This window comes from Sorangiineae bacterium MSr11367, from assembly GCA_037157805.1.
Lineage (GTDB): Bacteria > Myxococcota_A > Polyangia > Polyangiales > Polyangiaceae > Pendulispora > Pendulispora rubella.
Map to the genome: position 1 here is coordinate 1,564,525 of CP089983.1, position 25,252 is coordinate 1,589,776.

General features: G+C 63.7%; 23 protein-coding genes. 11 read left to right on the forward strand and 12 right to left on the reverse strand.

What is annotated here, in order from left to right; translation table 11 throughout:
- Positions 1-597: 597 nt before the first annotated feature.
- Both LVJ94_06305 and LVJ94_06310 read right to left on the reverse strand, forming a co-directional pair.
- Positions 598-2,502: a pyrroloquinoline quinone-dependent dehydrogenase gene (locus LVJ94_06305; protein ID WXB06845.1), complete on the reverse strand. Its 1,905-nt coding sequence runs from the start codon at positions 2,500-2,502 to the stop codon at positions 598-600.
- A gap of 207 nt (positions 2,503-2,709) precedes the next feature.
- Entirely contained in the window at positions 2,710-4,944 is a 2,235-nt protein-coding gene (locus LVJ94_06310) for a glycoside hydrolase family 3 C-terminal domain-containing protein (protein WXB06846.1), read from the reverse strand.
- 376 nt (positions 4,945-5,320) lie between these two features.
- Here LVJ94_06310 and LVJ94_06315 point away from each other — a divergent pair, with 376 nt between their 5' ends.
- Entirely contained in the window at positions 5,321-6,745 is a 1,425-nt protein-coding gene (locus tag LVJ94_06315) for an aminotransferase class V-fold PLP-dependent enzyme (GenBank protein ID WXB06847.1), read from the forward strand.
- Here LVJ94_06315 and LVJ94_06320 read toward each other — a convergent pair.
- The 3 genes from LVJ94_06320 to LVJ94_06330 all read right to left on the reverse strand — a co-directional run bounded on the left by LVJ94_06320 (position 6,703) and on the right by LVJ94_06330 (position 9,200).
- The gene (locus LVJ94_06320; protein WXB06848.1) at positions 6,703-7,404 is read right to left on the reverse strand and encodes a hypothetical protein; all 702 of its coding nucleotides are present in this window, start codon (positions 7,402-7,404) and stop codon (positions 6,703-6,705) included. The genes LVJ94_06315 and LVJ94_06320 overlap by 43 nt on opposite strands.
- A gap of 339 nt (positions 7,405-7,743) precedes the next feature.
- Complete coding sequence (locus tag LVJ94_06325; GenBank protein WXB06849.1) at positions 7,744-8,487, reverse strand: TetR/AcrR family transcriptional regulator; 744 nt, start codon at positions 8,485-8,487, stop codon at positions 7,744-7,746.
- Positions 8,488-8,525: 38 nt separating this feature from the next.
- A complete protein-coding gene (locus LVJ94_06330; protein ID WXB06850.1) occupies positions 8,526-9,200 on the reverse strand; it encodes a crotonase/enoyl-CoA hydratase family protein in 675 nt (224 codons plus the stop codon).
- A gap of 640 nt (positions 9,201-9,840) precedes the next feature.
- Here LVJ94_06330 and LVJ94_06335 point away from each other — a divergent pair.
- Positions 9,841-10,497, forward strand: coding sequence for a tetratricopeptide repeat protein (locus tag LVJ94_06335; protein WXB06851.1), 657 nt, complete (start codon positions 9,841-9,843; stop codon positions 10,495-10,497).
- Between the two features lie 15 nt (positions 10,498-10,512).
- On the opposite strand, the gene LVJ94_06340 is transcribed toward LVJ94_06335, so the two are convergent.
- Entirely contained in the window at positions 10,513-11,388 is an 876-nt protein-coding gene (locus LVJ94_06340; protein WXB06852.1) for an NAD(P)-binding domain-containing protein, read from the reverse strand.
- Positions 11,389-11,695: 307 nt separating this feature from the next.
- Here LVJ94_06340 and LVJ94_06345 point away from each other — a divergent pair, with 307 nt between their 5' ends.
- A complete protein-coding gene (locus LVJ94_06345; protein WXB06853.1) occupies positions 11,696-12,166 on the forward strand; it encodes a hypothetical protein in 471 nt (156 codons plus the stop codon).
- A 17-nt stretch (positions 12,167-12,183) separates the two neighbouring features.
- On the opposite strand, the gene LVJ94_06350 is transcribed toward LVJ94_06345, so the two are convergent.
- A complete protein-coding gene (locus LVJ94_06350; protein WXB06854.1) occupies positions 12,184-12,873 on the reverse strand; it encodes a hypothetical protein in 690 nt (229 codons plus the stop codon).
- A gap of 59 nt (positions 12,874-12,932) precedes the next feature.
- Here LVJ94_06350 and LVJ94_06355 point away from each other — a divergent pair, with 59 nt between their 5' ends.
- Positions 12,933-13,265 (forward strand): dienelactone hydrolase family protein, encoded by a 333-nt coding sequence (locus LVJ94_06355; GenBank protein WXB06855.1) that lies wholly within the window; start codon positions 12,933-12,935, stop codon positions 13,263-13,265.
- Between the two features lie 24 nt (positions 13,266-13,289).
- Here LVJ94_06355 and LVJ94_06360 read toward each other — a convergent pair whose 3' ends face one another.
- Positions 13,290-13,637 carry a hypothetical protein gene (locus tag LVJ94_06360; GenBank protein ID WXB06856.1) on the reverse strand — a complete coding sequence of 116 codons (348 nt, stop codon included), beginning with the start codon at positions 13,635-13,637 and terminating at the stop codon, positions 13,290-13,292.
- 301 nt (positions 13,638-13,938) lie between these two features.
- Between LVJ94_06360 and LVJ94_06365 the strand changes: the two genes are divergently transcribed.
- A complete protein-coding gene (locus tag LVJ94_06365) occupies positions 13,939-14,283 on the forward strand; it encodes a hypothetical protein (protein WXB06857.1) in 345 nt (114 codons plus the stop codon).
- Positions 14,284-14,511: 228 nt separating this feature from the next.
- Complete coding sequence (locus tag LVJ94_06370) at positions 14,512-16,335, forward strand: serine/threonine protein kinase (protein WXB06858.1); 1,824 nt, start codon at positions 14,512-14,514, stop codon at positions 16,333-16,335.
- A 5-nt stretch (positions 16,336-16,340) separates the two neighbouring features.
- Here LVJ94_06370 and LVJ94_06375 read toward each other — a convergent pair whose 3' ends face one another.
- Entirely contained in the window at positions 16,341-17,888 is a 1,548-nt protein-coding gene (locus tag LVJ94_06375; protein ID WXB06859.1) for a BMP family ABC transporter substrate-binding protein, read from the reverse strand.
- A 142-nt stretch (positions 17,889-18,030) separates the two neighbouring features.
- On the opposite strand from LVJ94_06375, the gene LVJ94_06380 reads away from it, so the two are divergent.
- Positions 18,031-18,858 carry a methyltransferase domain-containing protein gene (locus tag LVJ94_06380; protein ID WXB06860.1) on the forward strand — a complete coding sequence of 276 codons (828 nt, stop codon included), beginning with the start codon at positions 18,031-18,033 and terminating at the stop codon, positions 18,856-18,858.
- 4 nt (positions 18,859-18,862) lie between these two features.
- Here LVJ94_06380 and LVJ94_06385 read toward each other — a convergent pair whose 3' ends face one another.
- Positions 18,863-19,996 (reverse strand): hypothetical protein, encoded by a 1,134-nt coding sequence (locus LVJ94_06385; protein ID WXB06861.1) that lies wholly within the window; start codon positions 19,994-19,996, stop codon positions 18,863-18,865.
- A gap of 178 nt (positions 19,997-20,174) precedes the next feature.
- Complete coding sequence (locus tag LVJ94_06390; GenBank protein ID WXB06862.1) at positions 20,175-21,035, reverse strand: S1 family peptidase; 861 nt, start codon at positions 21,033-21,035, stop codon at positions 20,175-20,177.
- Between the two features lie 334 nt (positions 21,036-21,369).
- Here LVJ94_06390 and LVJ94_06395 point away from each other — a divergent pair, with 334 nt between their 5' ends.
- A complete protein-coding gene (locus tag LVJ94_06395; GenBank protein WXB06863.1) occupies positions 21,370-21,984 on the forward strand; it encodes a hypothetical protein in 615 nt (204 codons plus the stop codon).
- Positions 21,985-21,990: 6 nt separating this feature from the next.
- Here LVJ94_06395 and LVJ94_06400 read toward each other — a convergent pair whose 3' ends face one another.
- Positions 21,991-23,109 carry a PLP-dependent transferase gene (locus LVJ94_06400; protein ID WXB06864.1) on the reverse strand — a complete coding sequence of 373 codons (1,119 nt, stop codon included), beginning with the start codon at positions 23,107-23,109 and terminating at the stop codon, positions 21,991-21,993.
- 207 nt (positions 23,110-23,316) lie between these two features.
- Here LVJ94_06400 and LVJ94_06405 point away from each other — a divergent pair, with 207 nt between their 5' ends.
- From LVJ94_06405 to LVJ94_06415, 3 genes are all read left to right on the forward strand, one after another.
- Complete coding sequence (locus tag LVJ94_06405; GenBank protein WXB06865.1) at positions 23,317-23,838, forward strand: RNA polymerase sigma factor; 522 nt, start codon at positions 23,317-23,319, stop codon at positions 23,836-23,838.
- The gene (locus LVJ94_06410; GenBank protein ID WXB06866.1) at positions 23,835-24,524 is read left to right on the forward strand and encodes a hypothetical protein; all 690 of its coding nucleotides are present in this window, start codon (positions 23,835-23,837) and stop codon (positions 24,522-24,524) included. The genes LVJ94_06405 and LVJ94_06410 overlap by 4 nt, the downstream gene beginning before the upstream one ends.
- Positions 24,525-24,595: 71 nt before the next feature.
- The gene (locus tag LVJ94_06415) at positions 24,596-25,132 is read left to right on the forward strand and encodes a hypothetical protein (protein WXB06867.1); all 537 of its coding nucleotides are present in this window, start codon (positions 24,596-24,598) and stop codon (positions 25,130-25,132) included.
- Positions 25,133-25,252 lie beyond the last annotated feature (120 nt).

Sequence of the window (25,252 nt, forward strand, 5' to 3'; positions counted from 1 at the left end):
ATTGTTGGTAATGGCAAGTTGGTGTCGACATTTATATCAGTAACTGTCCATCGGTTACCACGGGCGGTATAGCGTGATGGATGCTCCGGTCAATGCGTTTCATGTCGTGGTTTTTTCGTGGAGCAATCCGTCCACTCACCGGCCGTGGAGTGGACGGGATGCTCCACTCACATATCACGATAGATATCGTATTACGATGTCGATCGTCTGCATTGTCGCGTGATGAACGGACATCTTCGATCGATTTAATTGCGCAAATTCGAGTTGCCCAAATCCTGGCGTCCTGCGGCGCTGGTGCAATGGCGCTCCCGTTCCCACTCGACCATGCGAAGCGCGCGCCGTGGCATCGGTATTGGATCACGCGTGAACGCAATGACTTCCTTCAACGTGACCTTCCATCCATCCTAGCGGTTCGGACCGGACGAAACTGGCCAAGCGGGAGAGCGCCACGTTGGCGCTTCTCGTACGAAAAACTCCGAGCAATCCATGACGTCGTCGTTCTCCGAATGGCGAATGACGGTGTGTATATCTATTTGCGCAATGATAGATAGGAATCGCTTTTAGTCATGAATGCGGCGCATCCATGACGATGGAGTTTCAGGGCAGCGCGAACGCGACCAAGTGATCGGCGGCGGGGCGCCCCAGGCCAATGCTTCCGCCCGCGGCGATGACCACGAATTGTCGACCTTTGGGGGATCGATAGGTCATCGGTGTGGCTTGTCCGCCCGCCGGAAGTGCGTGCTTCCACAATTCGCGGCCGCTGTCGGTGTCGAAGGCGCGGATGCTATCGTCTTGCGTGGCGCCGATGAAGGCGAGGCCGCCGTCGGTGACGATGGGGCCGCCCAGGGTGAAGGAGCCCCACGTCTCGGAGCCGGGGAGTTGCTCGGTGCCCGGGAAGCGGCCGACGGGGACCTCCCATCGGATGGTGCCCGTGGCGACGTCCACGGCCACCAATTGGCCCCACGGCGGCTTGGTGCACGGTAGTCGCGTCGTGGGATGCGACAGCAAACGCCGCCCCACTTTATAAGGTGTTCCGAGCTGCTCTTGGATGACCTCTCCCGGCAGCGGAGCGTTCGGCTCCGAGCGCGGGATCAACCTGACGACGTTGCCGAAGCGGTTGACACTCGTGAACAGCAGGCCGCGCCCTTCGTCGATGGCCACTCCTCCCCAGTTGATGCCACCGAGCGATCCGGGATACTCGACCGAACCGCGCAGACTCGGCGGGGTGAAGATGCCCTCGGAGCGCGCACCGGCGATCATTTCACGGCAAGCGTCGCGCTCGGCATCGGTGACGCCCCAGGCATCCTCCGGGCGAAGCGTGGTATCCCCAACGAGGTTCGGCGTGATCAATGGAAAGGGCTGCGTCGGATGGGCGTCTTCGCCGGGAACATCACTCGGCGGGACGGGGCGTTCCTCGATGGGCCAGAGCGGGTTGCCCGTATCGCGATCCAGAAAGAACAAGTTTCCTGCCTTCGTCGCCACCGCCACGGCGTCGATCGATTGGCCGTTGCGCCGGATGCGCGTGAGCGCCGGCGATGCCGGTACATCGTAGTCCCACAAATCGTGATGAATGGCCTGAAAGGCCCACACGAGCTTTCCCGTCGATGCGCGCAGCGCCACCACCGAGTTGGCGTGCGGTCCCGGGCCTTTGCGCAAACCGCCATAATAATCGGGGGAAGGGGAGCTCGTCGGCAAAAACACGAGATCGCGCTCCGGGTCCGCCGTCATCACGCTCCAAACATTGGCGGCCCGTGTGCGTGCGGCATCTTCGGGAGCCCAGGCTTCGTACCCCGGATCGGCAGGGCTGCGCGGAATGGGATCCCACGCCCAGAGCCGCGCTCCCGTGCGCGCATCGAACCCGCGCACCGTGCCCGGGGGAACGTCGACCGCGACGTTGTCGGCAATGGACGAGCCCACGACCACGACGTGGCCGACGACCGCCGGCGGCGACGACACACTGTAAATCCCGGACGCGGCCCCGGGGATCCCTTCCTTCAGATCCACCGTCCCGCCCGCCCCGAAGCCATCGCACGGCTGGCCGGTTCCCGCGTCGATGGCCATCAGCCGCGCATCCGTGGTCGTGACGAAAAGACGCCGCCGGCACGCGGAGTCGCCGTCTTTGTCGTCCTTTCCATCGTGCCACGCGCTGACCCCGCGGGAGACGAGGTAGCGGCCCGGGACGTTCGTGTCGACCTTCGGATCGAAGATCCATCGCGGAGCCCCCGTATCGGGGTCGAGCGCAAACACCCGATTGTAGCCGCTGCTGACGTACAGCGTGCCGTCGAGATAAATGGGTGTCGCCTGAAAGGTGTTGGCCTTGGATTCCCCGGCCCCCGGCACATCGCCGGTGCGATACGTCCACGCGACAGCGAGTCCGGCGACGTTGTCCCGCGTGATTTGCGCAAGCGGAGAATGCCGTGCGCCACCGGGATCGCGGCCATATGCGGGCCATTCGGCGGCAGCCTTGTCGGATGTGTCTTTGCAGCTCCAACCGGTGGACATCAGGCAGGCCAGGCCTGCGAAACCCGTATAGGTTAAAATTCGTATTGCCATTTTGGTCATCAAGGGATGACGCGAATCAATGGCAAACGCCAACGGCAAATGGGTGACGAAGGACCAATGCGATGAATGGGGAGGACGACGTGCGGCCGGTGGCCACTGACTATCGGTCGAACGTCGTCGTCCTATCTATTTGGGGCCCGCTCCAAGTCAGCGACGTATCGTCTTCATCAGAGCACGCCGATCGCGGGACGAGGTTCCGGCAACGAACGTGTAGTCGCCGTGGTTCACCTTCCAGGTGTGCGCCGATGGGTCCCACGTGGCAAGCCGCACGGCGGGGACGGTCACCTGGACGGTTTGCGCCTGCCCCGGCTCCAAGAACACCTTCTTCCAACCCACCAAACGATTCGGTGGTTCACCCACTCCGGCGGGCAATTGAGCATACACCTGCGCAACCTCGGCGCCCGCGCGCGTGCCGTCGTTGGTGACGGTGAGGGTGAGGGTCACGTTTTCCTTCGCATCGACGACGGCGTCGAAGTTCGAATAGGAGAATGTCGTGTAGGACAAGCCGTGGCCGAAGGGGAAGAGCGGCTCGAGCTGCTTGGCATCGTACCAGCGATAGCCGATGAGCAGTCCCTCGCTATATTTGACGTTGAGATCCGTCGAGGAGATGACCGGTTGCGGCAGGTCGGCATCCTGTTTCGGAAACGAGATGGGCAGCTTTCCCGAAGGGTTGCTGTCGCCGAACAGCAAATCGGCGATGGCTTGGCCGCCGCGAACGCCGGGATACCAAACTTCGAGCACGGCATGGGCGCGATCGAGCCACGGCATCACGATGGGGCTGCCCGTTTGCAACACCACGACCAAGCGTTTGGCCTTCGCGGCAACGGCTTCGATGAGCGCGTTTTGATCGTACCGTTGATTGTACGGATCGGCGTGTTGGTCCGGCAGGGCGAGGCTGGGGAGATCACTTCCTTCGCTTTCCCATTGCGTCGCGAAGACGATGGCCACCTCCGCTTTGGCGGCGGCTTCGGCCGCGGCCGTGGAATCGTTCCCATCGAGGAAGGTGAGGTTTGCACCCGGTGCCTTGGCCTTGATCGCCGCGAGCGGCGCGGATTTGTACCAGGTTGCGCAATGGGGAGGGAACACCGGGCCCGGGGGCTCCTGGCAGCCGGTGACGGCATTGCCATCGACGGGCGGAACGCCCCCCGCGCCTCCGCCGGAAAGGACGCCCACATCGGCGTGGCCGCCGATCACAGCGATGGATGAAAGGTTGGCGGCCAACGGAAGCGCGGCCGACGTATTCTTCAAAAGCACGGCGGATTGGCGGGCCACGGTGAGGGCCGCCGCATTGCCCGCGTCTTGGTCGATAGGGCCCGAGGGAAGCGGTGGCGAATCCATGACGCCGACGCGCGCGAGGGTGCGCAGCTTGCGCTGAACCATTTCGTCGAGCCGGGACATGGGCACGGAGCCATTGTCGACCGCTTCCCGTAGTTTCGAATTGAAGTGGGAACCGAATACCTTGAAGAGCGGGTCCGTACTCGCCTCGTTGGAGGCCCCCGGTTGTTCCTCGTCGAGGCCGGCAAGGGCCGCCGACGCCGTGCTGTGGGTTGCGCCCCAATCGGATTGAACGACGCCGCGGAAGCCCCACTCCTTCTTGAGCACCTCCGTCAAAAGATATGGATTCTCACAGGCGTACGTGCCGTTCACTTTGTTGTACGCGCACATCACGCTTCCGGGCTGTCCCTCTTTTACCGCGATTTCAAATGCCAGCAGCTCCGTCTCCCGCATGGTGCGTTCGTCGACCTGCGAGTCGGAGGTCATACGGTTCGCCTCTTGGTCATTCATGGCATAATGCTTGACGGTGGCGATGACCTTCTGCGCTTGCGTGGCGACCGTGCGCGCAGCAAGCATTCCACCGCTCAAGACCGGATCTTCGCCCATGCATTCGTAGGTGCGGCCGCTTCGCGGTTCGCGCGCCAGATTGAGGGCGCCGCCGAGGCTCTCGGTGTATCCGAGCGTGCGCAGCTCGATGGCAATGCGCTTACCGTATTCCTGGGCCAGATCCAGATCCCAACTTGCGGCCAGCGCGATGGGCGCTGGCAACGCCGTGGCCTTCGCGTCTTTGACATTGACTCCACAAGCCGCATCCGCACCGGTGACCTGCGGAATGCCTAGCCGGGGAATGCCAGGTATGTAGCTCGAGCCGTGCAATGCCTCGGGAGGAAACGTCCCATATTCCGCGACGGGCATTCCCGTTCCGTGCACGAACGCCACTTTCTCATCCGTCGTCATTCGTGCAACGAGCGACGCCGCTCGGCGATCGGCCATCGAGTCGGGATCGTCTGGCGCATTCGATCCATCGTTGTCGCTCGTGCACGCGGGGGAGACGATGGCGCTGCACGCGAGTGCGACGACGGTGTGACGGAAATACATGCGATTCATGTTTCCTCCATAAGGTCGCACCCCTTCTTCCGCAAGAAGGTATTCATCTCGACAGGCAGTTAAATGAACCCGAGTATTGGTCGGATAAGTTGCGCGAGCCTCGTAGTGGTGATTCGGACGTCATGTTGCCGATTCCGCCAATTCGTCCGGAAAGAGCATCAAGGGAGCCCCCGTGCCCGTGCGCCTGCCCGTCCCCGAAATTAGAAGAAGATCGGGCACGGGCGCGGGCATGGGCACGTTTACGGGACAGAGAAACGGGTGAATGCGTGTGAAATGTTCGGTGCAGGGATTCCGGCGCTCGCTCCTCGAAACTGTTCTGCACGAATCAACGCGGACTGTGTCTTTTTCCCACGAATGCGCATCCTATAGTGGCCGCATGCACAAAGCGGCTTTGCAGGCAGCGCTCGACGTTGCCACGCGGTATCTCGATCTGGTGGCGGACAGGCCGGTTGCGCGGCCCGTTGCGGCCAGTGCGCTCCGCGAGCGGTTGGGCGGATCGTTGCCGAACACGGGGGAAGACCCCGCGGAGATCGTGCGAGAGCTCGCCCGCAACGTCGATGCTGGGCTCGTTGCCAGCGCGGGGCCGCGGTATTTCGGTTTCGTCATTGGCGGGTCGCTGCCAGCCGCGCTGGCGGCGGATTGGCTCACGTCGGCCTGGGATCAGAATGCGGCGCTTTATCTGGCATCACCGGCGGCGTCCGTCGTCGAAACGGTCGTCGCCGAGTGGCTGCTCGACCTCCTGGGCCTTCCCGCGTCGGCCAGCGTAGGCTTGGTGACGGGCGGGCAAATGGCCAACTTCACGGGGTTGGCCGCGGGCCGCGATGAAGTGCTGCGGCGGCTCGATTGGGACGTGGAAGAACGTGGTCTAGCCGGAGCTCCCAGGATCACGGCGGTGATGGGCGCCGAAGCCCACGCGACCATCTACACGGCACTGCGATTCCTCGGAATCGGCAAGGAGCAAATTCGGGTCGTCGAAGCCGACGATCAGGGGCGCATGCGCGCCGATGCTCTGCGAACGGTACTGAATTCGTGCACCGGCCCGCTCATCGTGTGCGCGCAGGCTGGGTGCGTCAACACCGGAGCATTCGACCCGCTGGGGGAGATTGCGCAGCTCGCGCACGCGCGAAATGCGTGGCTTCACGTCGACGGCGCTTTCGGCTTGTGGGCCGCGGCGAGCTCCAGCAAGCGGTCGCTCGTCGCGGGCAGCGCCGAGGCCGATTCCTGGGCGGTCGATGGCCACAAATGGCTCAACGTGCCCTACGACTGCGGTATCGCCGTCATTCGCGATTCCGCGGCACACGCCCGTGCCTTGCGAAATGCGCGGGCGGCGTACCTCGTCGGGGCCGTTGGGGGCGAACGCGATGGTCAGGATTGGGGCCCGGAGTCTTCGCGGCGCGCGCGCGCCTTCCCCATCTATGCAGCCCTGCGTTCCTTGGGCCGACAGGGGGTGAGTGCTCTCGTCGACCGCTGCTGTGCCCACGCGGCGGATCTTGCGGTGCGCCTTCGCACCCTCGAGGGGGCCATGGTGTTGAACGACGTGGTGCTCAACCAGGTTCTCGTTCGCTTTCACCCCCCGAACGCGCCGGAGGTCGATGCCGGGGAATTCACCCGCGCCGTCATTCGCCGCGTCCAGGAGGAAGGCACCTGTTGGCTAGGCCCCACGTCGTGGCGAGGCTCCACGGCCATGCGCATTTCCGTCTCCAACTGGCAGACGAGCGCGCACGATATGGACCGCACGTTCGACTCCATCGAGCGCGCTCACCGCGCAATCTGCAATACGGCGAACGATGCAACGATGTGAGGATCGAACCCCATGTGCGGCTCGCGCGGTTCGACGTAGAGCATCATATGGTCGACCTCCCAGGCGAGGCTCACGCGCTTGTTGAGGTGCACGGCGAATCCGGCGCTGAATTGCACGGCAAGGGCCTGCTGGCGCGGAAACAGTGGCATCAAGTCGGGGTCGAAGCGCCATGTGCCCGCACCGACGTGAACGAACGGAACGAAGGGGCCAACCTCGACGCTCAGGCGGCCGACCAGAATGCGGCACGATCGGGTCAGGCGATAATAATCGGTAAGCAGCGCGCCGCGTCCGAAGAGCGACACCGCACCATTCCAATCGCGTGCGAGGAGTGACGGTCGCACGGCGTTCCCAACGGCCGACTCCGGCGCCTGGAGCGCGGCGGGCGGGATACCGAAGTGGTGCCCACCCCGGGGGGTTCGCACCGCCTCGAAGGCTGTGAGCCGAACGAAGCGGTCGCGAAAGGTGGGATCCGGCGAGGGAAAGAGCGCTTCCGCCGTCGCGAGTGAGGAAAGACGCCAAGCGTCGGCGATAGGGCCCGAGTCCGCCTCACTCGTGTGCATCTTGTCGTGAACGAAGCGGATGCTTTGCTCGACGAGGCCACCGAGATCGAAGGTGCGTTCACCGCGGTTCGGCTCGGCGTGCGCGGGGCGTGAGGTCATCGTCGTAGCGAGCAATACGAACAGACCCAAGATGCGGGGCACGCGGGACGTGCGTCGCGTGCGCGGGGCGTTGGCTCCAGGCATCAATGGGCAATTCTTCAGCAAGCAATATGCCCCCACCGTTCGTGTGCGGACTCACTCGCACACACGAAAACACAATGCATGCGGGGCCATCGATTGGAACGATTTTGCCCGCACTCCGCGCGCCGTGATTTTCCCTAGAACATGGTGGCACTGCGTTGGTGTGCGTTCATGCGCTCCCCGGGATCCGGTCGGAGCGCCGACCATACGCCGAAACGATGGGTGTCCACCGCGCGATGGGCTCGCGCGCAGTCCATCCTACTTCTTGGCCCCAGAGTCCTGCCCGCGGCGGCTTCGCGGAGGGCGCCGGTCCGGCGTCGTGGGCATTTGTGCCATGAGCAGTCCGCTCACGACGCGGATCAATTTGTCGGCGTGCCGCGGCAGGTTCTCGGCGCCCTCGAGGAAGACGACCCGATAGAGCGTTTCGTTCACCGCACCGACCACGGCGAGTGCGTGCGCCTCCTCGATGGCACGGGCTTCGGGTCGATGGGCCGAGACATCTTGACTCAGGGCCACCAGGAGGCGGGCGATCTGACGATCGACGTCGAGGCGGCGTGCAATCACTTTGGGCCCGGTGGCCCATATTTCGACGAGAAAGGTTCGCGAGTACGTTGGGTGCTGGGCAAAGACTTCGAGCATCCGGTTCACCGACGCCTGCACACGCGAGTACAGATCCAGCTCGCGGTCGTGGGGGCGGATGATGGTCGCCAAGATCTTCTCGGCAAAGTGCTCCGCCCCGGCGAGCGCACATGCGTCCTTGTCGGGGAAGTAGTCGTAAAAGGTTCGCTTGGCCAGGCCGCCGCGGGCAACGAGATCGCCGATGGTGACGTTGGCGTAGCCTTTCTCTGCCGCCAATTCGGCCATCGCATCCATCAAGCGTGTGCGCTGCGAGGTGCTCACCTCCTCGCGTGTGAGGCCGTGGCGGCCTCGCGGCAAACGCTCGGCGTCTCCGCGTCGTTGCGGTCGAGCTACGAGGGAGGTGTCCCGTCTCTTCGTTGACACGTTGAGCCTCGACGATACGCTATTTCGAGACGCGCCGGTTACCGCCCCTTCCACGAAGGCGGCCGCTTCTCGGCAAAGGCGCGCGCGCCTTCCCGCGCGTCCTGCGACTCCGCCACCGGGGCGACGATGGCGTCCTGAATCACGAAGGCATCGCGATCGGTGGCGCCTCGGGCTTCACGCACGATGCGGCGGACGGCGGCGATGGCCAGTGGCGCGTTTCGGCTGACCCGCTCGGCGAGGGCGAGGGCGGCTGGAAGGGCCATGCCGTCGGCGACGACGTGGTTGACGAGACCGAAGCGGGCGGCGGACGGAGCGTCCAGCGGATCGCCCGTGAGGAGCATCTGCATGGCAATGTGATAAGGCACCCGCTGCGGCAGACGGATCACGCCGCCCTCGCTCGCCACCAGACCGCGCGCGACCTCGGAAAGCCCGAACTTCGCGGATTCGCCGGCGACGATGAGATCGCAGGCCAGCGCAATCTCGCAGCCACCCGCAACGGCGGCGCCTTCCACCGCGGCGATCATCGGTTTACCGATTTCCGCGCGCGTCACCCCCGCGAGCCCGCGATGGCCGATGAAGGGGAATCCCTCTTTCAAAAAGGCCTTGAGATCCATACCCGCGCAGAAGTGCCCGCCGGCCCCGGTAAGTACACCGACGGCGAGCCCGGGATCCTCATCGAGACGATCCAAGGCCGCGCTGACCGCGCGCGCCACGTCCCCATTGATGGGTCATGAAAGACCTCCTCGTCACGGTTGGCCGAGCCAATCAACAGGCTTACGATCTCGCCCGGCTCGATGATTTGCCCGTGAAGGGCGATCGGCTCGACGGCAACGCGAAAGGTGGCATCCCGCACCGGTGAGTCGTAACGCAACAGCTCTTCGATGGCGGTGGGCATCGACGAAAAGCAGGTCCTGGAACGTAGCCGGGGGCCAACTCGGGGCGTTTGCTGAGGCGCCGATCGGAAAGCAGCGGGCGAATATCCAAATAGCGAGATACGTGAACGACGGAATGGCCGTTGCGTTTGCTCTCGCGATGCACTGGGGCGTGTTGCCGCAGCCAAGCAAAATAGGGATACGGGTCGTTGGTGCGGCATCGCAGGACGGATTCTGGAATTTCGCGGCGGGCGATCCCCGAGGTCGGAATGGACTCATCATGATTCGACAGGGCGGTGGACATTTGCCCTCTCTGATGCGTTGCGAAACGGCGATGTCGCCTGGCAACGAAGGATTGCATCGCGAGGACGGCCTCGCCCATGATGGCTTTCGCCGAGGACCCGCTTGACAGCGGCGGAGGAAACGCGTTCCTTGAACGACCGTGGGGGGCGACGCAAGAGCGAAGGCGGAGACGGAATCGGTGCAATGGGCCGCTCTCATCGTGCCGATCGTCGCGTGCATCGCGAGCCTCGTGGCGACGGGCGTGGCGCATCGCCTTCTGCATACGCCCACCGCGCCGGCGCCGACCGCGGAGGAGACGGAGCTGTCCGCGACCGATCGCGCACCGGACGCCGCGGAAACGAGCGAGGCCTACGCCGAAATGGACCCGGCGGCCGTGGAGGCGATGCCGACGGCCGTCGCCCCCACCGAGCGTCCATCGCGGGCGGGTTTCAAGTCGGCCCCGCCGACGAACGAATCCGCAGCGCTTTTTTTGGACGCGGGCCGCGCGCGCAGGGTAGGGGCCGTTCCGAAGGCCATTGCGCTTTATGAACTATTGCAGCACCGTCATCCAGGAACGCCGGAATCGCGCGCGGCAGATATGGCACTTGCTCTTTTGTACATGCGGCAGGGAATGCATGCCACGGCGCTGGAGCACTTCGATCGGTATTTGAACCACAGCCCACGTGGGGATCTCGCCGCCGAGGCCATGTGGGGCAAGTCGCAGGCTTTGACCAACTTGGGGCGGATCAAGGACGCGTACCGCACCCTCCAGCGATTGCAGCTCGTTCATCCCAATTCGCCTTATGCGCTCGAGGCGCGTGCCCGACTGCAGGTCGAGTCTTCGCTGGAGCCGTGAACCGGGGAGCGCGCGTCAGGACGGCCTTCGGATGACTTCGAACAGACTCGTCCAGCTCTCGTTGCCGCGGCCGGCGGCCATCGCGCGATCGTAGTGGGCCTTCACGGCGCTGGGCAGACCGATCTCCACCCCCGCGTCCGCACTGGCTTCGACGATGTGCCGGGCGGTGGCGCCCATCATGGCCACGTTGGCGAGATCCCCCGGGTGCCGACCTTCGTCCACGTGCCGGGAGGCTTCGGCCAAGTACGAGGAGATGCTATTGAAGTTGTCGACCGCGTAGGGCAAGAACGATTTCGCGGGGACGCCGGCCGTGCCGACGAGGGCCACCGCGTGCAGAAACGCGGACAACGACGTCAGGAAGATATCGAGCTGGGCCTGGTAATAGAGCTGCGACAGGCCATGATCCTCGCCGAGGTAATCGGTCCTTCCGAGGATCCGCAACGTGGCCTGGTGGGCTTCGAAGACCGCGCGCGGACCGCTATAAAAGACGTAGGCTGCTTCGTGGCCCACCAGGGGCGCCGGCACCATCACGCCTCCGGCGATGAGCGACGCACCGCGATTGGCCAGCCAAGTGGCCGCCTTCCGCGTCTTGTCCGGATTGTCCGAACTCAGATTGACGATGACCCGACCCGCGAGGGCATCGCCTGCCGCATCGAGAATATCGTACATCGCTTGGTAGTCGGTCAGGCTAAGGATGACCACTTGGCTCGCGGCCAAGGCCTCCGCCATCGTGGCCGCGCGGATGGCCCCTTTGGCAACGAGCTCATCGGCCCTGTGCGCCGTGCGATTCCAAACCGTGGTGCGGTGCCCGTTGTCGAGGAATGCGCGGACCATCGCCTGACCCATCGGTCCCAAGCCAACCACCGTCACTGGATTACGCTTGTCGTTCATCGTCATCTCCGTGCTTTCGAGAAGCTCTACGCGCTCTCGTGAAAGCCAAAGATGGCGCTTCATCGCGCCGCCGTCGCGCACGTTCGGACGATCGAAGAACACGTTCGGACGGATCGCCCGGGCGAGCACCATTCTGGAATACGAAGCGGAAACGACCCTATAACCAATAAGAAGGGCTTATGGTGCAGTGCGAATGGGCAGATCGCACTGCACGTCGACGTGAAGTCCTCGAAGGCGTGCTCGTGAAAGGGCGATAATCCAATTCCGGGCAGGAAGGTCCGACCCGGTTCAGTCGTACGAGTTCGCCATGAAGCCCAAACTTCAAATCGTGCTCGCGTCCATACTCGGATCTTTCGTCATCTACTGTACGTCATCGACCAATGGACCTTCGGAGACCTCGTTCGTGCCGGATGCTCATGCCGATTCACCGGGAGGTGCCTGCTGCAATGCCGTCGCGCCGAAGTTCAAGAAGCTCGCGGAGGGTGCGTTGACGAAGGCTAATACCCCGAGCCCGATCATCCCCGTTGGGAACTACCGCGAAGTGGTCGTCTACACGAACGGATCGTTCATGTGTCAGGGCAACGGCGTTGTACTGACCGTCGGCCCCGAGTCCATTTTTCGTCCGGATGCAGACACGGCATTCGGAAGCACCGGGCAGAATCTCTCGAGCGGCGGTCGGGCGCGCGTCGACGGGGTCGACATGGAGGTCGTCGTCAGGAGCCCCGTGGGGACCACCTGCGGGGGAGGAGTTTCCTACGTCGTCGCTGGAGTGGAGTGAGCATTCGTATATCTCATTCAAGATGAGCGTTGCATCGGGGCGGGGGCCGACTCGAACTCGCGGAGGAATCCCTTGGACAGGGCGTGGAGCATGGGTTGCGCTTCGCGTGGGGGACCGAAGGGTGGACGCGTCCGAGGTCCGCGGCTGATGAAGGATGCCACGGGGATGACGAACCGCTGTTGGTCGGCGACGAAGGTGAGTTCGCGGTCGAATACCACGAGGGCTCCGTATTTCTTCTCGGAGACCTCGAGGGATTCGCGCATCGCTATTTCGGATACGCGGGCTCGTTGCCAGGTAACGTGCTCTTCGACCTGCCCCCGCTCGAATACGATGTAGTGCAGGTGCGTCGCGGACAAAGCCAAATAGACACCGCAGTCCTTGTCGACCACCTTGACGCCCGCGAATTGCCCGACGAAGTTGAACAGCCCGCGGACCGCCGCGCCGGCCGCCGACTTCGGGAAACCTGCTTCGACCACGCCGACGATGCGCTCATCGCCCAGCAAGCGCGTGAGCGGCGCAAACCAGTCGTCGTGCCCGAGGGCCTGCGCGCGCAGCTCCGCCTCGGAGTACGAGGAGGCACCAACGCTTCGATCGAGCCGCTTCGTGGCGACCCCGCGTGCCGCCTTGGAGACGAACGACGAGAACAGCCATGCGACGACCGCCAGGGCCACGAAGCCGCCGATGACCAAGGGAAGCGGAACCGTCATGCCATGTGCCGTAGCGGAGCGCGCCCGACGGGGCTTGAACGAAATGCAGGTGGAACGTCGTGGCGCACCACCGATTCGTCTCGAGGAGACGACATTCGTCGGCCAAGGATGGCCTCTGGGGGGGGGCCTCGGCGGCGACGCCGCGCGGTGCGGTCCTCGTGATTCACGAGAACCGCGGATTGCTCGTTTACGGCGCACTCGACACGCGCGTGAACGCCTCGCGGCCGGCCGCCCAAGCCGCCCTCGAGCAAGCGGCCCTCCCGCACGAGATTGTGACCTACGACGGTGCCGACCACGCCTTCTTCAACGATACCGGGGCACGTTACAACGCCGATGCCGCCGCCAAGGCCTGGACCAAAGTCCTCGATTGGTTTGGTCGTTACCTCGGATAGACCTAATGGCTTCAGCCACCGGGTTCAGGGGGAGGGTGATTCCGTTTGCCGTCCCATGCTCTCGAGGAGCCGGTAGCCTTCGGCCAGCGTGGCGTACGTGAGCGACAGCAAGTCGCGCAGCCGCGCGAGCTCGTGATGGTGATGCTCCTCGATGGGTTCCCGAGACCATTCATCGATTTGCTCGCGATGGATGGCATGAACGGCGTGTTCATTGTCGAGGTATCGCCCGATCTGGCTCAACGTTGACTCGTCCGGCAGCAGGGGGCCTGCCTGCAGGTGCCTCAGCACCTGAACCTGTCTTCGTGCATCTTGCAGACTTTGCTTGATGAGAAACGTGATGACGGCAAATGTCCTCGGCGGCTCGTGATCCATGAAGCGGGGCCTCCCTGGCGCTATGCGCTCTTCCGAATGATATGGCCGAATGCCGTCCATTCGATCACGCTAAATTCAAATTTAAAAATCAATCGACGCGCAACGCAACGCAACGCAACGTGACGGAGGACAGAGGACGGCGGAGAGTCGCACGCTGTGGCGAATACGAAGGATCGCATTTCCTGCCGAGCGCATGGCTGGCGTCGTGTGCGATGCGAGCGCACGTTCATTGGTCTTTTTGCCAAAAGAGCTCACCTCGAAACACTCATGTTGGTAGTGAGAGTCTGGCCATAGGGCAAGCATGGCAACGATCAAGAAACCGTGGCCCGGGCGGCCGCTCCAAGCTCCGCGTCCCGCGCATCCCAAGGTCTCGCCGAGGGGGCGCATCTTGAGTAAGTTATTGTTCGATACGGTGGATCTCCTGGAGGATGTCAAAAAGCTTACCGGGCGCCTGAGAAAGGAATTGCTTTTGGACGCCGGTGGCATGGATCGCCTTGGACATCCTGCGATCGAGGCGAGTCGCGGAGCGGAATCTGCACTCCGGCAGGTGCGTGGCCTTCTGACGGCTGCGCTGCCGTCTCAGCCTCCCGAGCCTCCGCAGACCGAGGCCGACGCCGAGGAAATCAACCCGGACGACTTCTTGTAACGAACCCGTCACCCATGACCGATTGGACGACCCGCCGGAGTGAATTCCGTGGAAACACCATTCCGAAATGGTATTCGAACTGATATCTCCACCAACGCGACGCGTTGCCGAAACCGTGCCAAAACGGTACCCGAATCGCGCGCGAAAACTGTGAATGGTATTTGGAATTGGATTTGACAACGTTGGATCATTTTCCGATGATACCGCTCCCTGCTCGGTAGCGTCCGCATGACCATCGATCGTGAAAGAGATCGGCGCGAAAGAGACTGGCGCGAGAACGATTGGCTGAAAGGCCTGTCTGCGGCGGGAAAATACCGATTCATCGCCGAGTTGGGGCGTGGAGGTATGGCCCACGTCTACCTCGCCATGATGCGAGGGCACCTCGGTTTCAACAAACTGGTGGTCTTGAAGGTGCCTCACGGGGCGGTGGCCGAGGACCCCGAGATGATGGAGATGTTTCGCGAGGAGGCACGCCTTGCCGCCCGCCTGAATCATCCGAACATCGTCCAGACCTACGAGGTCATTCAGGAAGGCGAGCGGGACGTCACCGTCATGGAGTACCTGGACGGACAGCCGCTTCACAAAGTGACCGGGCACGCGAAAAAGCTCGACCGGTCAGTTTCGTGCGGAATGCATCTTCACATTCTTTCCGAGGCGCTCACCGGATTGCACCACGCGCACGAGGCAAAGGATTTCGACGGCCGGCCGCTCGAGCTCGTGCACCGTGACATCTCACCGCCCAATGTCTTCGTGACCTTCGACGGGGCGGTGAAAATACTCGATTTCGGCATTGCGAAGACCTCGGCGTCGACCATCGAAACCGCATATGGAACCTTCAAGGGAAAGGTTCGTTACATGTCCCCCGAGCACTTGCTCGGGCAAAAGGTCGATCGCCGCAGCGACGTTTTTGCCATTGGGGCCATGTTGTGGGAGGCGGCCGTCGGAGAATCGCTCTGGAAAGGGCGCGCAGATCTCGAGATCGTGAGCGCCGTCGTTGGCAACCAGGTCCCGTTGCCGCGAAGCGTTTGCCCCAGCGTGCCCGCACCGCTCGACGCCATCGTGAGAAAGGCGATGGCGCACCGCCGGGACGATCGCTACGCGAATGCCTTGGAGCTCCAAGCCGACATCGAGGCATTCCTCGCGAGCCGCGGCGAGCGGTACACATCGCACGATGTTCGAGCCAAAATGACGGAGCTGTTTGCGCAGCTTCGCGCGGAGCGACAACGCCTCATCGAGGCGCAAACTCGAAAGGTGTCCGCGGAGTCGACGGCGGAATTCGTGGCGCTTTCCCGCGACTCCATGACGATGCACAGTGCTGCGCGTTGGCCCACGTCGGTGCACGAGTGCCCGCCACCCTCGAGCGCGTCGCTCTCCATTCGCGGGGTCGATATGGACATCGCCATCGAGGGCCCTGCGGAGAGCGTGCGTGCCGCCCTCGCACCAAGGCGGCGCGCCAAGATGGTCGGGGTTGGCGCGGTGGTACTTCTTGCCTTCGGGGCCGCGCTCGTGGCCGTCCGCGCGCCGCTTGGATCCCAAGCCTCGCAAGAGGCCGTCGCACCTGCGGAATCTGCGAGTCCCGCGGCGCGGGGCCCCGGCGGCAACGTACCCGCCGCCGGCGAGCCGCGCAGGCAAGACGTGGTGATCGTGGTTCGCACGGAACCGCCGGATGCGCGGCTCGTCGTCGACGGCGTCCCCCTGCGCGACAATCCGTGGATTCATCACGGCGTGGCCGAGCCGACCTCGCATGAGGTTCTCGCCGAGGCGAAGGGGCACGCCCCGCGGCGAGTCCGCGTCGCCATGGATAAGGATAGCGACATCATGATTCGGCTCGTCAAAGAGACCGCGGGCCCTGCACACGCGCCACCGCCCCGCGGTGTGCCCGCGCGTCCGGCGGCGGGGCCATCTTCGCCCGCCTCACCGTCCTCACCATTGGCGCCGGCCGCAAACCCGGCGTCCACCGAGCCGCCGTCCTCTGGGCCGCCGTCCTCTGGGCCGTCGGCGGGCCGCAAGGTCGTTCGTCCCGTCGATACGAGCGATCCCTGGAGCCGGTGAGCGTTTCACTGATTCTCCGAGCAGAGCAGCCCTTGCCCACGAGGTGCGCCCGGCGGGCCTAGAACGTCTCCCAGGAATTTGGTGTCCGAGCGCACCCGCTCGGCGTCTGGAACGCGGGCCGCCACATCGAGCGACGACGGGTCGTCGATAGTCTGCTTTTCGATCAACCCCTCCGGAAACCAGCACATTCTCTGGTACTCCTCGGGCGTCATCCTCTCCCCATCTTCCCCAAAGACCTGCCGCGCGTCGTACACCCCGTCGCCATCGCGGTCCCGCTGGCCCGTCGTTGCATAGGATTGGCCTTCAGGCCCGTCGAAAACATGGGGCCACCCTCGTTCCACGATCTCGGTCAGGTAAGGGCGAACCGCGGTATCGTCGATTCCGGCGCTGGGGTTCAATCGAAATCCCGTCGCACTGGTTTCGTCGGCGGTCATCCCTTCGTGGCGGTTCTTCGTCGTATCCAAGAGTTGGGCGTGAATGTCTTTCAAGACTTCGACGTACAGGGGGCCCCAATGGCCATAACAGCTGGCCAAACACGTGGCCATCGGCGGGCCACCGAGCGTGTCCCCCACGAGCTGGTTGCAACCGTTTTCATTGTCATTGCTCACCGAATACAGTTGCCAAGGGACCTTTTTGGCTGTGTTCAGCCTCTCGATCAGCCGCACCGAGCGTCCCGTGTCCGCCGAGTGCGCCACGACGTCGGCCCCCGCCTCGACGAGGCGGTACGTCAGCAGCTCTTCCCGGTACACGGGACCATCGTCGAGACGGAGTCTTCCTCCGTACGTCGAGAGGGGCTGCTGGCGGTAGTCCGACCAAAAGCCCAGCCATTGGACTTCCACCTTGATGGCGGGGTTGAGGCCGCGCGCCCCGAGGAGGAACGCCGATGCATAACGCACGACCTCCGGCGTAATGTACGAGGCGATGAATCCAAGACGATTTTTCTTCGTCTTCATGGCGGCCACCCGCCCCGCGATCCACCACGCTTGCTCGAGCCTATTCCCGATCGAGAGGACATTGCCCTCGGACCTGTTTCCGAGGACATTGATGAATTTCACGTGCGGATAGCGTTTGGCACGGACGAACATCTCGTCGCGCTGACTGAACGAATTCAAGAAAATGACGTCGACCCCGCGCTCCTTCACGGCAAAATCGATCTTTTGCGCAATGGGACCGTGCTCCGGATCGGTCGGATTGGGGAATACACCTTCGTCCTCGTAGGCCGTGACCCAGGGCAGTTGCTTCTTCGCGTAATCGAGTCCCTCGTGATGCGTCAATGTCCAGCCCTCACCGCCCGTGACGAATCCCACGTGCAGTGCGGCAACCTTGAGTGGCACGTGGCATTCGCCCGCGAAGCATTTCGTTGGCTCGGGACAATCGGCATTGACGGAGCAGCTCGCAACGCAAACACGCTCGTGGCATCGGCCTGCGTGGCAGTCCTCGTTGGTGGTGCACGTCGAGCCGATGCCGTAGCCGCGAATGTCACTTTCGACGATGAACGAGCAGCCGATCAAAAATGCGGCCACCCCGAGAATCCACGCGCGTTTGGATAACATGATTGTGCCTCCGAGAAGGATGCGAAGAGCGAGCGATTGGTCGACGAACGTCGCCGTCTCTGCAAGATGCATCGGGACGATCCAATGGCCGTGGCGGCCGATTTGAACGAAATTGATTTGCATATCAATCTGAAAATGACAAATGAAACCAATGCTGCGGGACGCGTACAGCGCAGGCATCGCGAACGGCGATTCGTCGACCGAGCGGGCCCGCCTCCGGGCTTTGGAGAAGTGGGCCGATCCCACGTCGCGGGCGTTGATCGAGGGCCTCGCCATTCAGACGCCGTGGCATTGTTTGGAAATCGGCGCGGGGACCGGTTCTCTATCGCATTGGCTGGCCGAGCGCTGCCCCCGCGGCCGCGTCGTGACCGCCGACATGACCGCCGACACGGGGCCGGGCAACCTCGAGTCGTGGGGTTCGCGCGTGCCCAACCTCGAGGTGGCGCGTATCGACCTGATGAAGGACGACTTTCCGGCGGGCACGTTCGATTTGATCCACGCGCGGCTCGTCCTCGCGCACCTGCCGGAGCGTGACGCCATCCTGCAGCGCGCGGTGCAGTGGCTCAAACCCGACGGCGCCATCCTCGTGGAGGACGCGTACATCCTCCCGCGCGACGATTGGGCGCGCGACGAGCTGACGGACGTTCACCACGCTTTCTTGGACGTCCTTGCGGCCCAGGGGTTCGACGGTCGATGGATACGCCGGTTGCCCTCGAAATTGGCCAATCTCGGCATCGTCGACCTGCAGGTGGTCGCAACGCCCGTGACGTTTGGAATCGGTGACCGGATCGAGGAAAGCTGGAGCATCGGCTTCGAGCAGTTCCTGCCACGGTTCCTACGCACGGGCGTTTTGACGTTGAAGCAAATTATGGCTTATCAGAATTTGCCACGGACGGAAGCGATCTACATGCCGTGGCTTCTCGTCTCGGTCTCGGGCCGGCGTCCCGATTCGGAGAGGGCAAATTCGTAGTAGCTCAGTAGCCCGGCGGCATCATGGCCGTCCACAGCGGGACAGTACGTCCGCGGCACGTGGCGGGCGACGGATCGTCCGCATTCGGGCACCAGGCAATGGGGCCGTTCAAGTAATCCATGTACAAATCGTGATATCCGGGAAACCCCGGCACGCTGGACCGGTCGGCGCGCACGGCGCCCCACGAGTTCTTCACACGTAGAAACTGCACGCTGGTCGAAGGCAAAAGCGCCGCGTCGAGCTTGGCCCGGTCCGCCGCTTGGCTCGGATCGAGCGTCGTGCCGGCGGGCAGCAAGCCGAAATTCTGCGTCATGGCCTGATAATCCTCGAGCACGACCATGTGCCCGCCCTGATGCCCCGGGCCCTTGGCGCGAAGGGTCGTCATATTGAACGCGCCCCGCCGCTCGCTCGTGCCCTGCTCCAGCGCGTTGAAGTCGACCGCCCACGATAGAACGACGGGTTGTCGATCGTGCAACGCCCGCTGCACGCGAATCATGAAATTGCGCCGGCCCGTTGCCCCCGTCGGATACTGCTCGCTGTGCCAATCTCGAATGGCTTGCGACAAGTTCGTATCCTTGAAAACACCGGGGCGCGAGGATGTCGTGCTCTCCGTATAACGCACTTGAAATGCGCTGGGCGACAGAATCGGTGTGCCCTCGATGCCGGCTCCGTCGTCGATCGTGCGCGACGCATCGGCGCCGAACGCGGCATCGAGCCACGAGCGTGTGGCCGTGGGCAGGCCCCATGCTTTGTCGAGAACGCGCCGAACGAGCTTGCGATCGGCTCGGGCGCTCGCCGTGGAGAGGCGGCCGGAGACGAGTTCCGCGTTCACCGCATCGAGCGCCCCTTTCTGCTGCGGCGACATTTCAGGGCCGTTGTCGCGGGGAACGAAGTCCGCCTGACGAACCAGGCCCCGCTCGGAGATGATCCGATGGGCCGTGCGCTCCCACCCACCGGTCTGAATTTCCGTCGCGTCGTCTTGGGTGATCTGATCGAACCAATGCCAGTACGTCCAGTAGGACTCCGAGGCGGTGAAGGACTCACCCGTCGCCGCAAGGTGCATCGATTCGACCCAGCCCGCTTCGGCGTAAAGCCAACAGTTGCCGATGGCCTGCCGCTCCACGGGCGTCTGCGGCACATCGACGATTTCATCCGATCGGGAGGCTACATCGGATTCTTGATGGGGAATGCTGCACGCGGGGATCGAGAGGAAGGTACAAGTTGCCAATGCAACATGGTATCGAGGTCTCATGTCCGGTGAATGGCTGCTCTCCGGAGACGCCTTGTCGGAAAGAGACCTCGTGGGAGCAAAAAAGCTATTCGGATTTCACGTCGTGACCCGAAGCGCGGGCGGCGCGCAGAATCACATCCTTGAACGGACTCGTTTTCGTATAAACGCCCCACGTTTTGCCGCCGCCGCCGGCGTTGTCGATGCAGTGAAGCACCGCGTGCTCTTGGTCGGGCGACCCATTGTCGCCACGTGACACGACGCCGATGACCGCATGGGTCGTCTCGCTGAGCGCCGGGCCTCCGCTGTCGCCGTGGCATGTCGATTCGCCAACTTGGAAGTCCGCGGCCGTTCCACGTTCCGGGGTCGACCCCGGCTGGACCGAGACGACCTCGATCCCCGTGCGATGCTGCCGGACGTCCGGGCTGTCCGTTCTCTCCGTCATGCCCCAGCCGACGGCGGTGATCTTCTCGCCGGCGTGCGTCGAATCGGTCAGGCGAACGCTGGCCAACTTCGCATTCGGGATGTCCCGGTCGAGGAGAACGAGCGCGAGATCGTGACCGCAGAGTCCCTCGGTCGACTTGTCGTGGAAGATCTGCTTTCCTTTGGCCGCGGGCCTCGCGAAGATGCCGGGTCGCCGCGGCCCAACGAAGAAGGACATGTTTCCGGCGGGAAAATCCGCGCCCAACAACCGTGGATCGCACGTATCCGTGATCGTTGGATCGCTGTCGTTGAGCTGCGTGACGCAGTGACGTGCGGTGAGAACGAGGTTCGGGGCGAGCAAGGTCGCCGTGCAGCCATAGACACCGAGATCGGCGCGTACTTGCATGAGGACCGCTTCGTCCTCGGTCGCGTCGGAATTCGAACCATGAATGATGGGGGCGACAGCGGTACCCGTATCGTCACTTTCCGCATCCCCCGCCGACGTACACGCGACGAGAATGGACATCGAGAGACCTGTTGCGAGAACGGTCGACAACTTCATATTGATATTTACCTTTCGCGATGCGATGGCCCGCCGGTGAGTGCCAACGACTCCGCCAAATTATGAGGCCTCGGTGTGAAATATTGAATGACGTATTGCGTCAACAGAAATATCGAAATCTCATGAAGGGAATCGATGTCGCGGCCATTCCAAACTTCGAATTCGACACTTCGTGATTTCTCGCGATCACGAGGCCCGCGGCACCGGCTCGTCGGTAGCCTGGCGCCGCACCGTTTTTCGAGCGGCCCGGCGCGCGAAATGGTGAGCCACTGGCCAGGGTCGAGGTTACTGCATAGGTATGCGGACCCGGCGAGCCGTCGTGTGGGGTGTTGGTGTGGGCCTGCTGGTGCTGCAGGCGTCGGCGTGCGAGCTTTCCGAGGGGGGCTTCGTCATGAGCGACGTCGATGGTGGCGTTGCCGTGGATGCCACCACGGACGTGCCCACGGATGCTGGCTCCGAGGATGTCGCTTTGGACTCCGCGAAGGACGTGGCGGTGGCCGATGCCGCCGTGGATGCCACGCCCGACGAGCGATGCCGCCAGGGCTGCCAGCGCGGCGAGTGCGAGGACGGCGTGTGCAAGATCGAATGCTCCGAGGAGGCGCCGTGCAGTGGGGATATCTGCCCCGAGGGCGTGGCTTGCAACGTACGATGCAAAGGCCAATTCGCGTGCGACGCCATTGCATGTACGGACTGCGAGATACGCTGCGACGGACCTCAAGCCTGCAAAAATGCCATGACGTGCAGCGCCCCGGGATGCGACATTCTCTGTTGCGGGGCGCAATCCTGCATGGGAAATACGAAATGCACCGGCGCAGGCTGCGGCATCGTCTGCGATCCGAGCAATTCCGCGTGCCTCAACCCGCCGACCTGCGAAAACGGCCTACCCAGCTGCGACGCCGGTCGGAAGTGCTAAATCGCGTTACGCCGTTGCGGCGAGGGCGGAGGCCAGGTCGGCCCAGAGATCTTCCAGGTGCTCACAGCCCACGCTGAAGCGGAGAAGGCTGTCGGGCACGTGCTCCTGGCGCGGCAACTTGGCGCGCCGTTCGATGGTGCTCTCGACGCCGCCGAGACTCGTGGCGGAGGTGATCACGCGGACGGCTTCGCAAATGGCGTCGGCGCGTTGGCCGCCGCCGCGCACTTCGAAGGAGAGCACGGCGCCGAATCCGTCCATTTGCGCGGCGGCGCGTCGATGGCCCGGATCGGTGGACAGCCCGGGGTAGCGCACGCGCGATACCTCGGCGTGCTCGTGGAGCCGCTGCGCGAGGACCGCGGCATTGCTCTCGCCCTGCCGCAATCGCACCGGCATGGTTCGCAGCCCTCGCAGGGCGAGGTAGACCTCGAGACCGCCGGGCGTCGCGCCGGTGAGCTCGCGGCGCCTTCGCAGGCGTTTGTACAAATCGGGATCGGCGGTCACCGTTAACCCGAGCAGCAGGTCCGAATGGCCACCCATGAACTTCGTCGCACTGTGCAGCACGACGTCCGCCCCCATTTCGAGCGGGCGCTGCAAGAGCGGAGTGGCAAACGTATTGTCGACGGCCACCCGCACCCCCGCGGCCCGGGCGCCTTTGCACAATGCGGGAAGGTCCGCGACGTCGAGCAATGGATTGGTCGGCGATTCGAGCCATAGCAAATCCGCGCCCTCGGCCGCGGCCAAGGTCGCTTCCGTGTTCGTGATATCGACGGTGCGGATCTCCCAGCGTCCGGCCTCCTCGAACAGCGCGCGCATGGCAATGTACGAATCGGTGGGCACCACCACGCGCCCGCCGGCCGGCCAGAGATCCGCGATGGCCGCGGTGGCGCCCATGCCCGATGCGAACGCGAGTGCGGACCCACCCTCGAGCGCGCCAACAGCGGCCTCCAGCGCAGTCCACGTGGCCGTTCCATCGTCGCGCGCGTACTCGCCCTTGTGCCCCGCGCGGAAGTTCGACGCCATCACCAGCGGTACGTTCAGCGGTTCGCCCGGGCGCTTCTCCGTGCGTCCCGCGCTCACGCACACCGTTTCCGCATGCAGCCGCCCAGCCGAGTGCTCCTTGCTCATGGCCGGAGGATACTCGGGATTTCGATTCTGGCGCCGGAATCGTCGGGTGGTTTCCCGCGGTGGGAGGGCCTGTTCCAATCCCGTACGCGGGCCACTCGCGTCCTTTGGTGAGTTGCGACCGGAGACGGACAGTCGGATGGTCCGACGTCTATCTTTTTTGTCCGGTTTTGCCGGGAGGCGGCGTCTTAGGGGGTGAGGATTCGCTTCGTGCCCGATTCGCCCACGTCTTTTCCCATGGCCTATGTTCGCTTTCTACCCCCGGTGCGGGCAAAATGCCGACGGCTTCTCGGTTCGTCGGCCGAGGCCGAGGAAGTCGCTCAGGACGCTTTTCTTCGCCTTTGGCAATCCGGTTTTGCCGGAATCGAACTTCCGCCTGACGCCGACGCGCGACCCATCATGGGGTGGCTTTATCGAACCTGCACACGCCTGGCCATCGATGCCTTACGCAAACGCCGGCGCACGGTCGCCAACCATGACGGCGAAGACGCTTCCGAGCGGGTTCCATGCGGGGTCGGCGTGGAACGGGCCATCGCGGCCAAAAAGATCATGACGGCTCTCCACGCGCGGGTACCGGGGGAGGAGCTCGAAGCCGCCATTCTCTGTCGGGTCGACGGTCTCTCCCATGCCGAGACCGCTGAAGTCCTCGAGGTCTCGGAGCGCACCGTCCGGCGTCTGCTGGAGGCATTCGACGTCCACGCCGAGTCGTGGAGAAAGGAGTTTGCATCATGACGGATCCCGATTCTCGGCACGAGGTGTCGACGTTTGCACTCGACGTGTACTTTGCCAATGGCAAAACCGGCGATCCGGATCTCGCGCAGCATCTCGCGACGTGCGCGCGTTGCTCGGGCTACCTGGCCGCGCTCGAGGACGATTCGCTGTCCGCGTTGCCGTCGGCCAGGACGGTGAAGGCGAAGACGAGCAACGTCACACGCATTCGCAGCATCGTCGCCGCGGCCGCAGGGGTGGTGGCCCTGGCCGCGGGCATCCTTCTGGTCGTGCACTCGGTGCGCGACGACGGATCCATGGGCTCGTACGTGGCAAGCAAGGGCGCACCCGGCGCGCAAGCCCTCATTCGCAGCGAAGGCGGTTCGCGCATCTGGGATGGGCGTTCATCCATTCACCCGGGTGACGCGATTGCCCTTCATGCGGGCTGCGAGGGATTCACGCACGTCGCCGTCGCGTCGCGGTCTGGCGATGGGTGGTCACGGCTCTTCGACGGCGAGTGCCCCTCCGGAAGCGCGCCCCTTCCATTCACGCTGGTCGCCGACGCCGAGCCGGGCGACGAGCGAATCGCCATCGTCTTCAGCGGCAGCCGTCTCGAGGACGAAGCCCTCGGCTCGGCGGTCCGACAGCGCCTTCAAACGAACGATGCATGGGCCATCGAATTCGTATTTCCCAAGGCCGTGAGTCCCTGAAGTCTTTCCTGCTTCGATATGCAGCAGGGCTTCCTTAGAATTTAGACCTGTTTCAACGTGTAGGGTTTTTCATGAAGTGTCTTGTCGTGACGACCATTTTGTTCGGCTCGATGTGCGCCTGCGGCCACGAGGAGGTTCTCCCGGATCGGAAAGCGGACCTCACGGGCAGCGATCTTTGTACCTCGATCACCATGCGCGAGCACACGTGCCACGAGGAGCACGCCGAGGGGCTCTCGGATTGCGATCGAATGGTCATCTACATGGATTGTGCGTACGAACCGCAGTTCCAGCTCGATTATGCGGACTGTCGTGGCAACACGCAGTGCGACCAGCGGGCGGACGACGAGGTATGCATGTCCCGGGCGGGGCGTGCGAAGAACGAAAAGGAAACCGCCGCTTGCGAGGCAAAGGCCCAAGCCTGCCACGGCCAATGGTCGACCGGCGCGTGTTTGTACCCGAGATTCCAGCCCGCCTATCGAACCCGCATCGAACACTGCCTGGATATCGCTTCGTGCGACGAGCAAGCCTCGTGCATCGACGGAGTCATCGCGTCGATAGCCTCGACGTGCCCCACGCGGCGCGTCCTCAAGAGCGAGGGCATGCCCTAAGATCCAGAGGATCGACCCCGTGCCCGTGCCCGTGCCCATGCCCGGTTACGAGCACGAACACGGGAACTGTTACGAGCCCGTGCACGACCACGAGAACGGTTACGAGCACGTTCTCGTGTA

What these genes read in the sequence shown, in the direction of transcription:
- LVJ94_06305 (WXB06845.1), bottom strand. Translation starts at nt 2,502, where the DNA reads ATGTCCACCGGTTGGAGCTGCAAAGACACATCCGACAAGGCTGCCGCC.
- LVJ94_06310 (WXB06846.1), bottom strand. Translation starts at nt 4,944, where the DNA reads ATGAATCGCATGTATTTCCGTCACACCGTCGTCGCACTCGCGTGCAGC.
- LVJ94_06315 (WXB06847.1), top strand. Translation starts at nt 5,321, where the DNA reads ATGCACAAAGCGGCTTTGCAGGCAGCGCTCGACGTTGCCACGCGGTAT.
- LVJ94_06320 (WXB06848.1), bottom strand. Translation starts at nt 7,404, where the DNA reads ATGACCTCACGCCCCGCGCACGCCGAGCCGAACCGCGGTGAACGCACC.
- LVJ94_06340 (WXB06852.1), bottom strand. Translation starts at nt 11,388, where the DNA reads ATGAACGACAAGCGTAATCCAGTGACGGTGGTTGGCTTGGGACCGATG.
- LVJ94_06345 (WXB06853.1), top strand. Translation starts at nt 11,696, where the DNA reads ATGAAGCCCAAACTTCAAATCGTGCTCGCGTCCATACTCGGATCTTTC.
- LVJ94_06350 (WXB06854.1), bottom strand. Translation starts at nt 12,873, where the DNA reads ATGACGGTTCCGCTTCCCTTGGTCATCGGCGGCTTCGTGGCCCTGGCG.
- LVJ94_06360 (WXB06856.1), bottom strand. Translation starts at nt 13,637, where the DNA reads ATGGATCACGAGCCGCCGAGGACATTTGCCGTCATCACGTTTCTCATC.
- LVJ94_06365 (WXB06857.1), top strand. Translation starts at nt 13,939, where the DNA reads ATGGCAACGATCAAGAAACCGTGGCCCGGGCGGCCGCTCCAAGCTCCG.
- LVJ94_06370 (WXB06858.1), top strand. Translation starts at nt 14,512, where the DNA reads ATGACCATCGATCGTGAAAGAGATCGGCGCGAAAGAGACTGGCGCGAG.
- LVJ94_06375 (WXB06859.1), bottom strand. Translation starts at nt 17,888, where the DNA reads ATGTTATCCAAACGCGCGTGGATTCTCGGGGTGGCCGCATTTTTGATC.
- LVJ94_06380 (WXB06860.1), top strand. Translation starts at nt 18,031, where the DNA reads ATGAAACCAATGCTGCGGGACGCGTACAGCGCAGGCATCGCGAACGGC.
- LVJ94_06390 (WXB06862.1), bottom strand. Translation starts at nt 21,035, where the DNA reads ATGTCCATTCTCGTCGCGTGTACGTCGGCGGGGGATGCGGAAAGTGAC.
- LVJ94_06395 (WXB06863.1), top strand. Translation starts at nt 21,370, where the DNA reads ATGCGGACCCGGCGAGCCGTCGTGTGGGGTGTTGGTGTGGGCCTGCTG.
- LVJ94_06400 (WXB06864.1), bottom strand. Translation starts at nt 23,109, where the DNA reads ATGAGCAAGGAGCACTCGGCTGGGCGGCTGCATGCGGAAACGGTGTGC.
- LVJ94_06410 (WXB06866.1), top strand. Translation starts at nt 23,835, where the DNA reads ATGACGGATCCCGATTCTCGGCACGAGGTGTCGACGTTTGCACTCGAC.
- LVJ94_06415 (WXB06867.1), top strand. Translation starts at nt 24,596, where the DNA reads ATGAAGTGTCTTGTCGTGACGACCATTTTGTTCGGCTCGATGTGCGCC.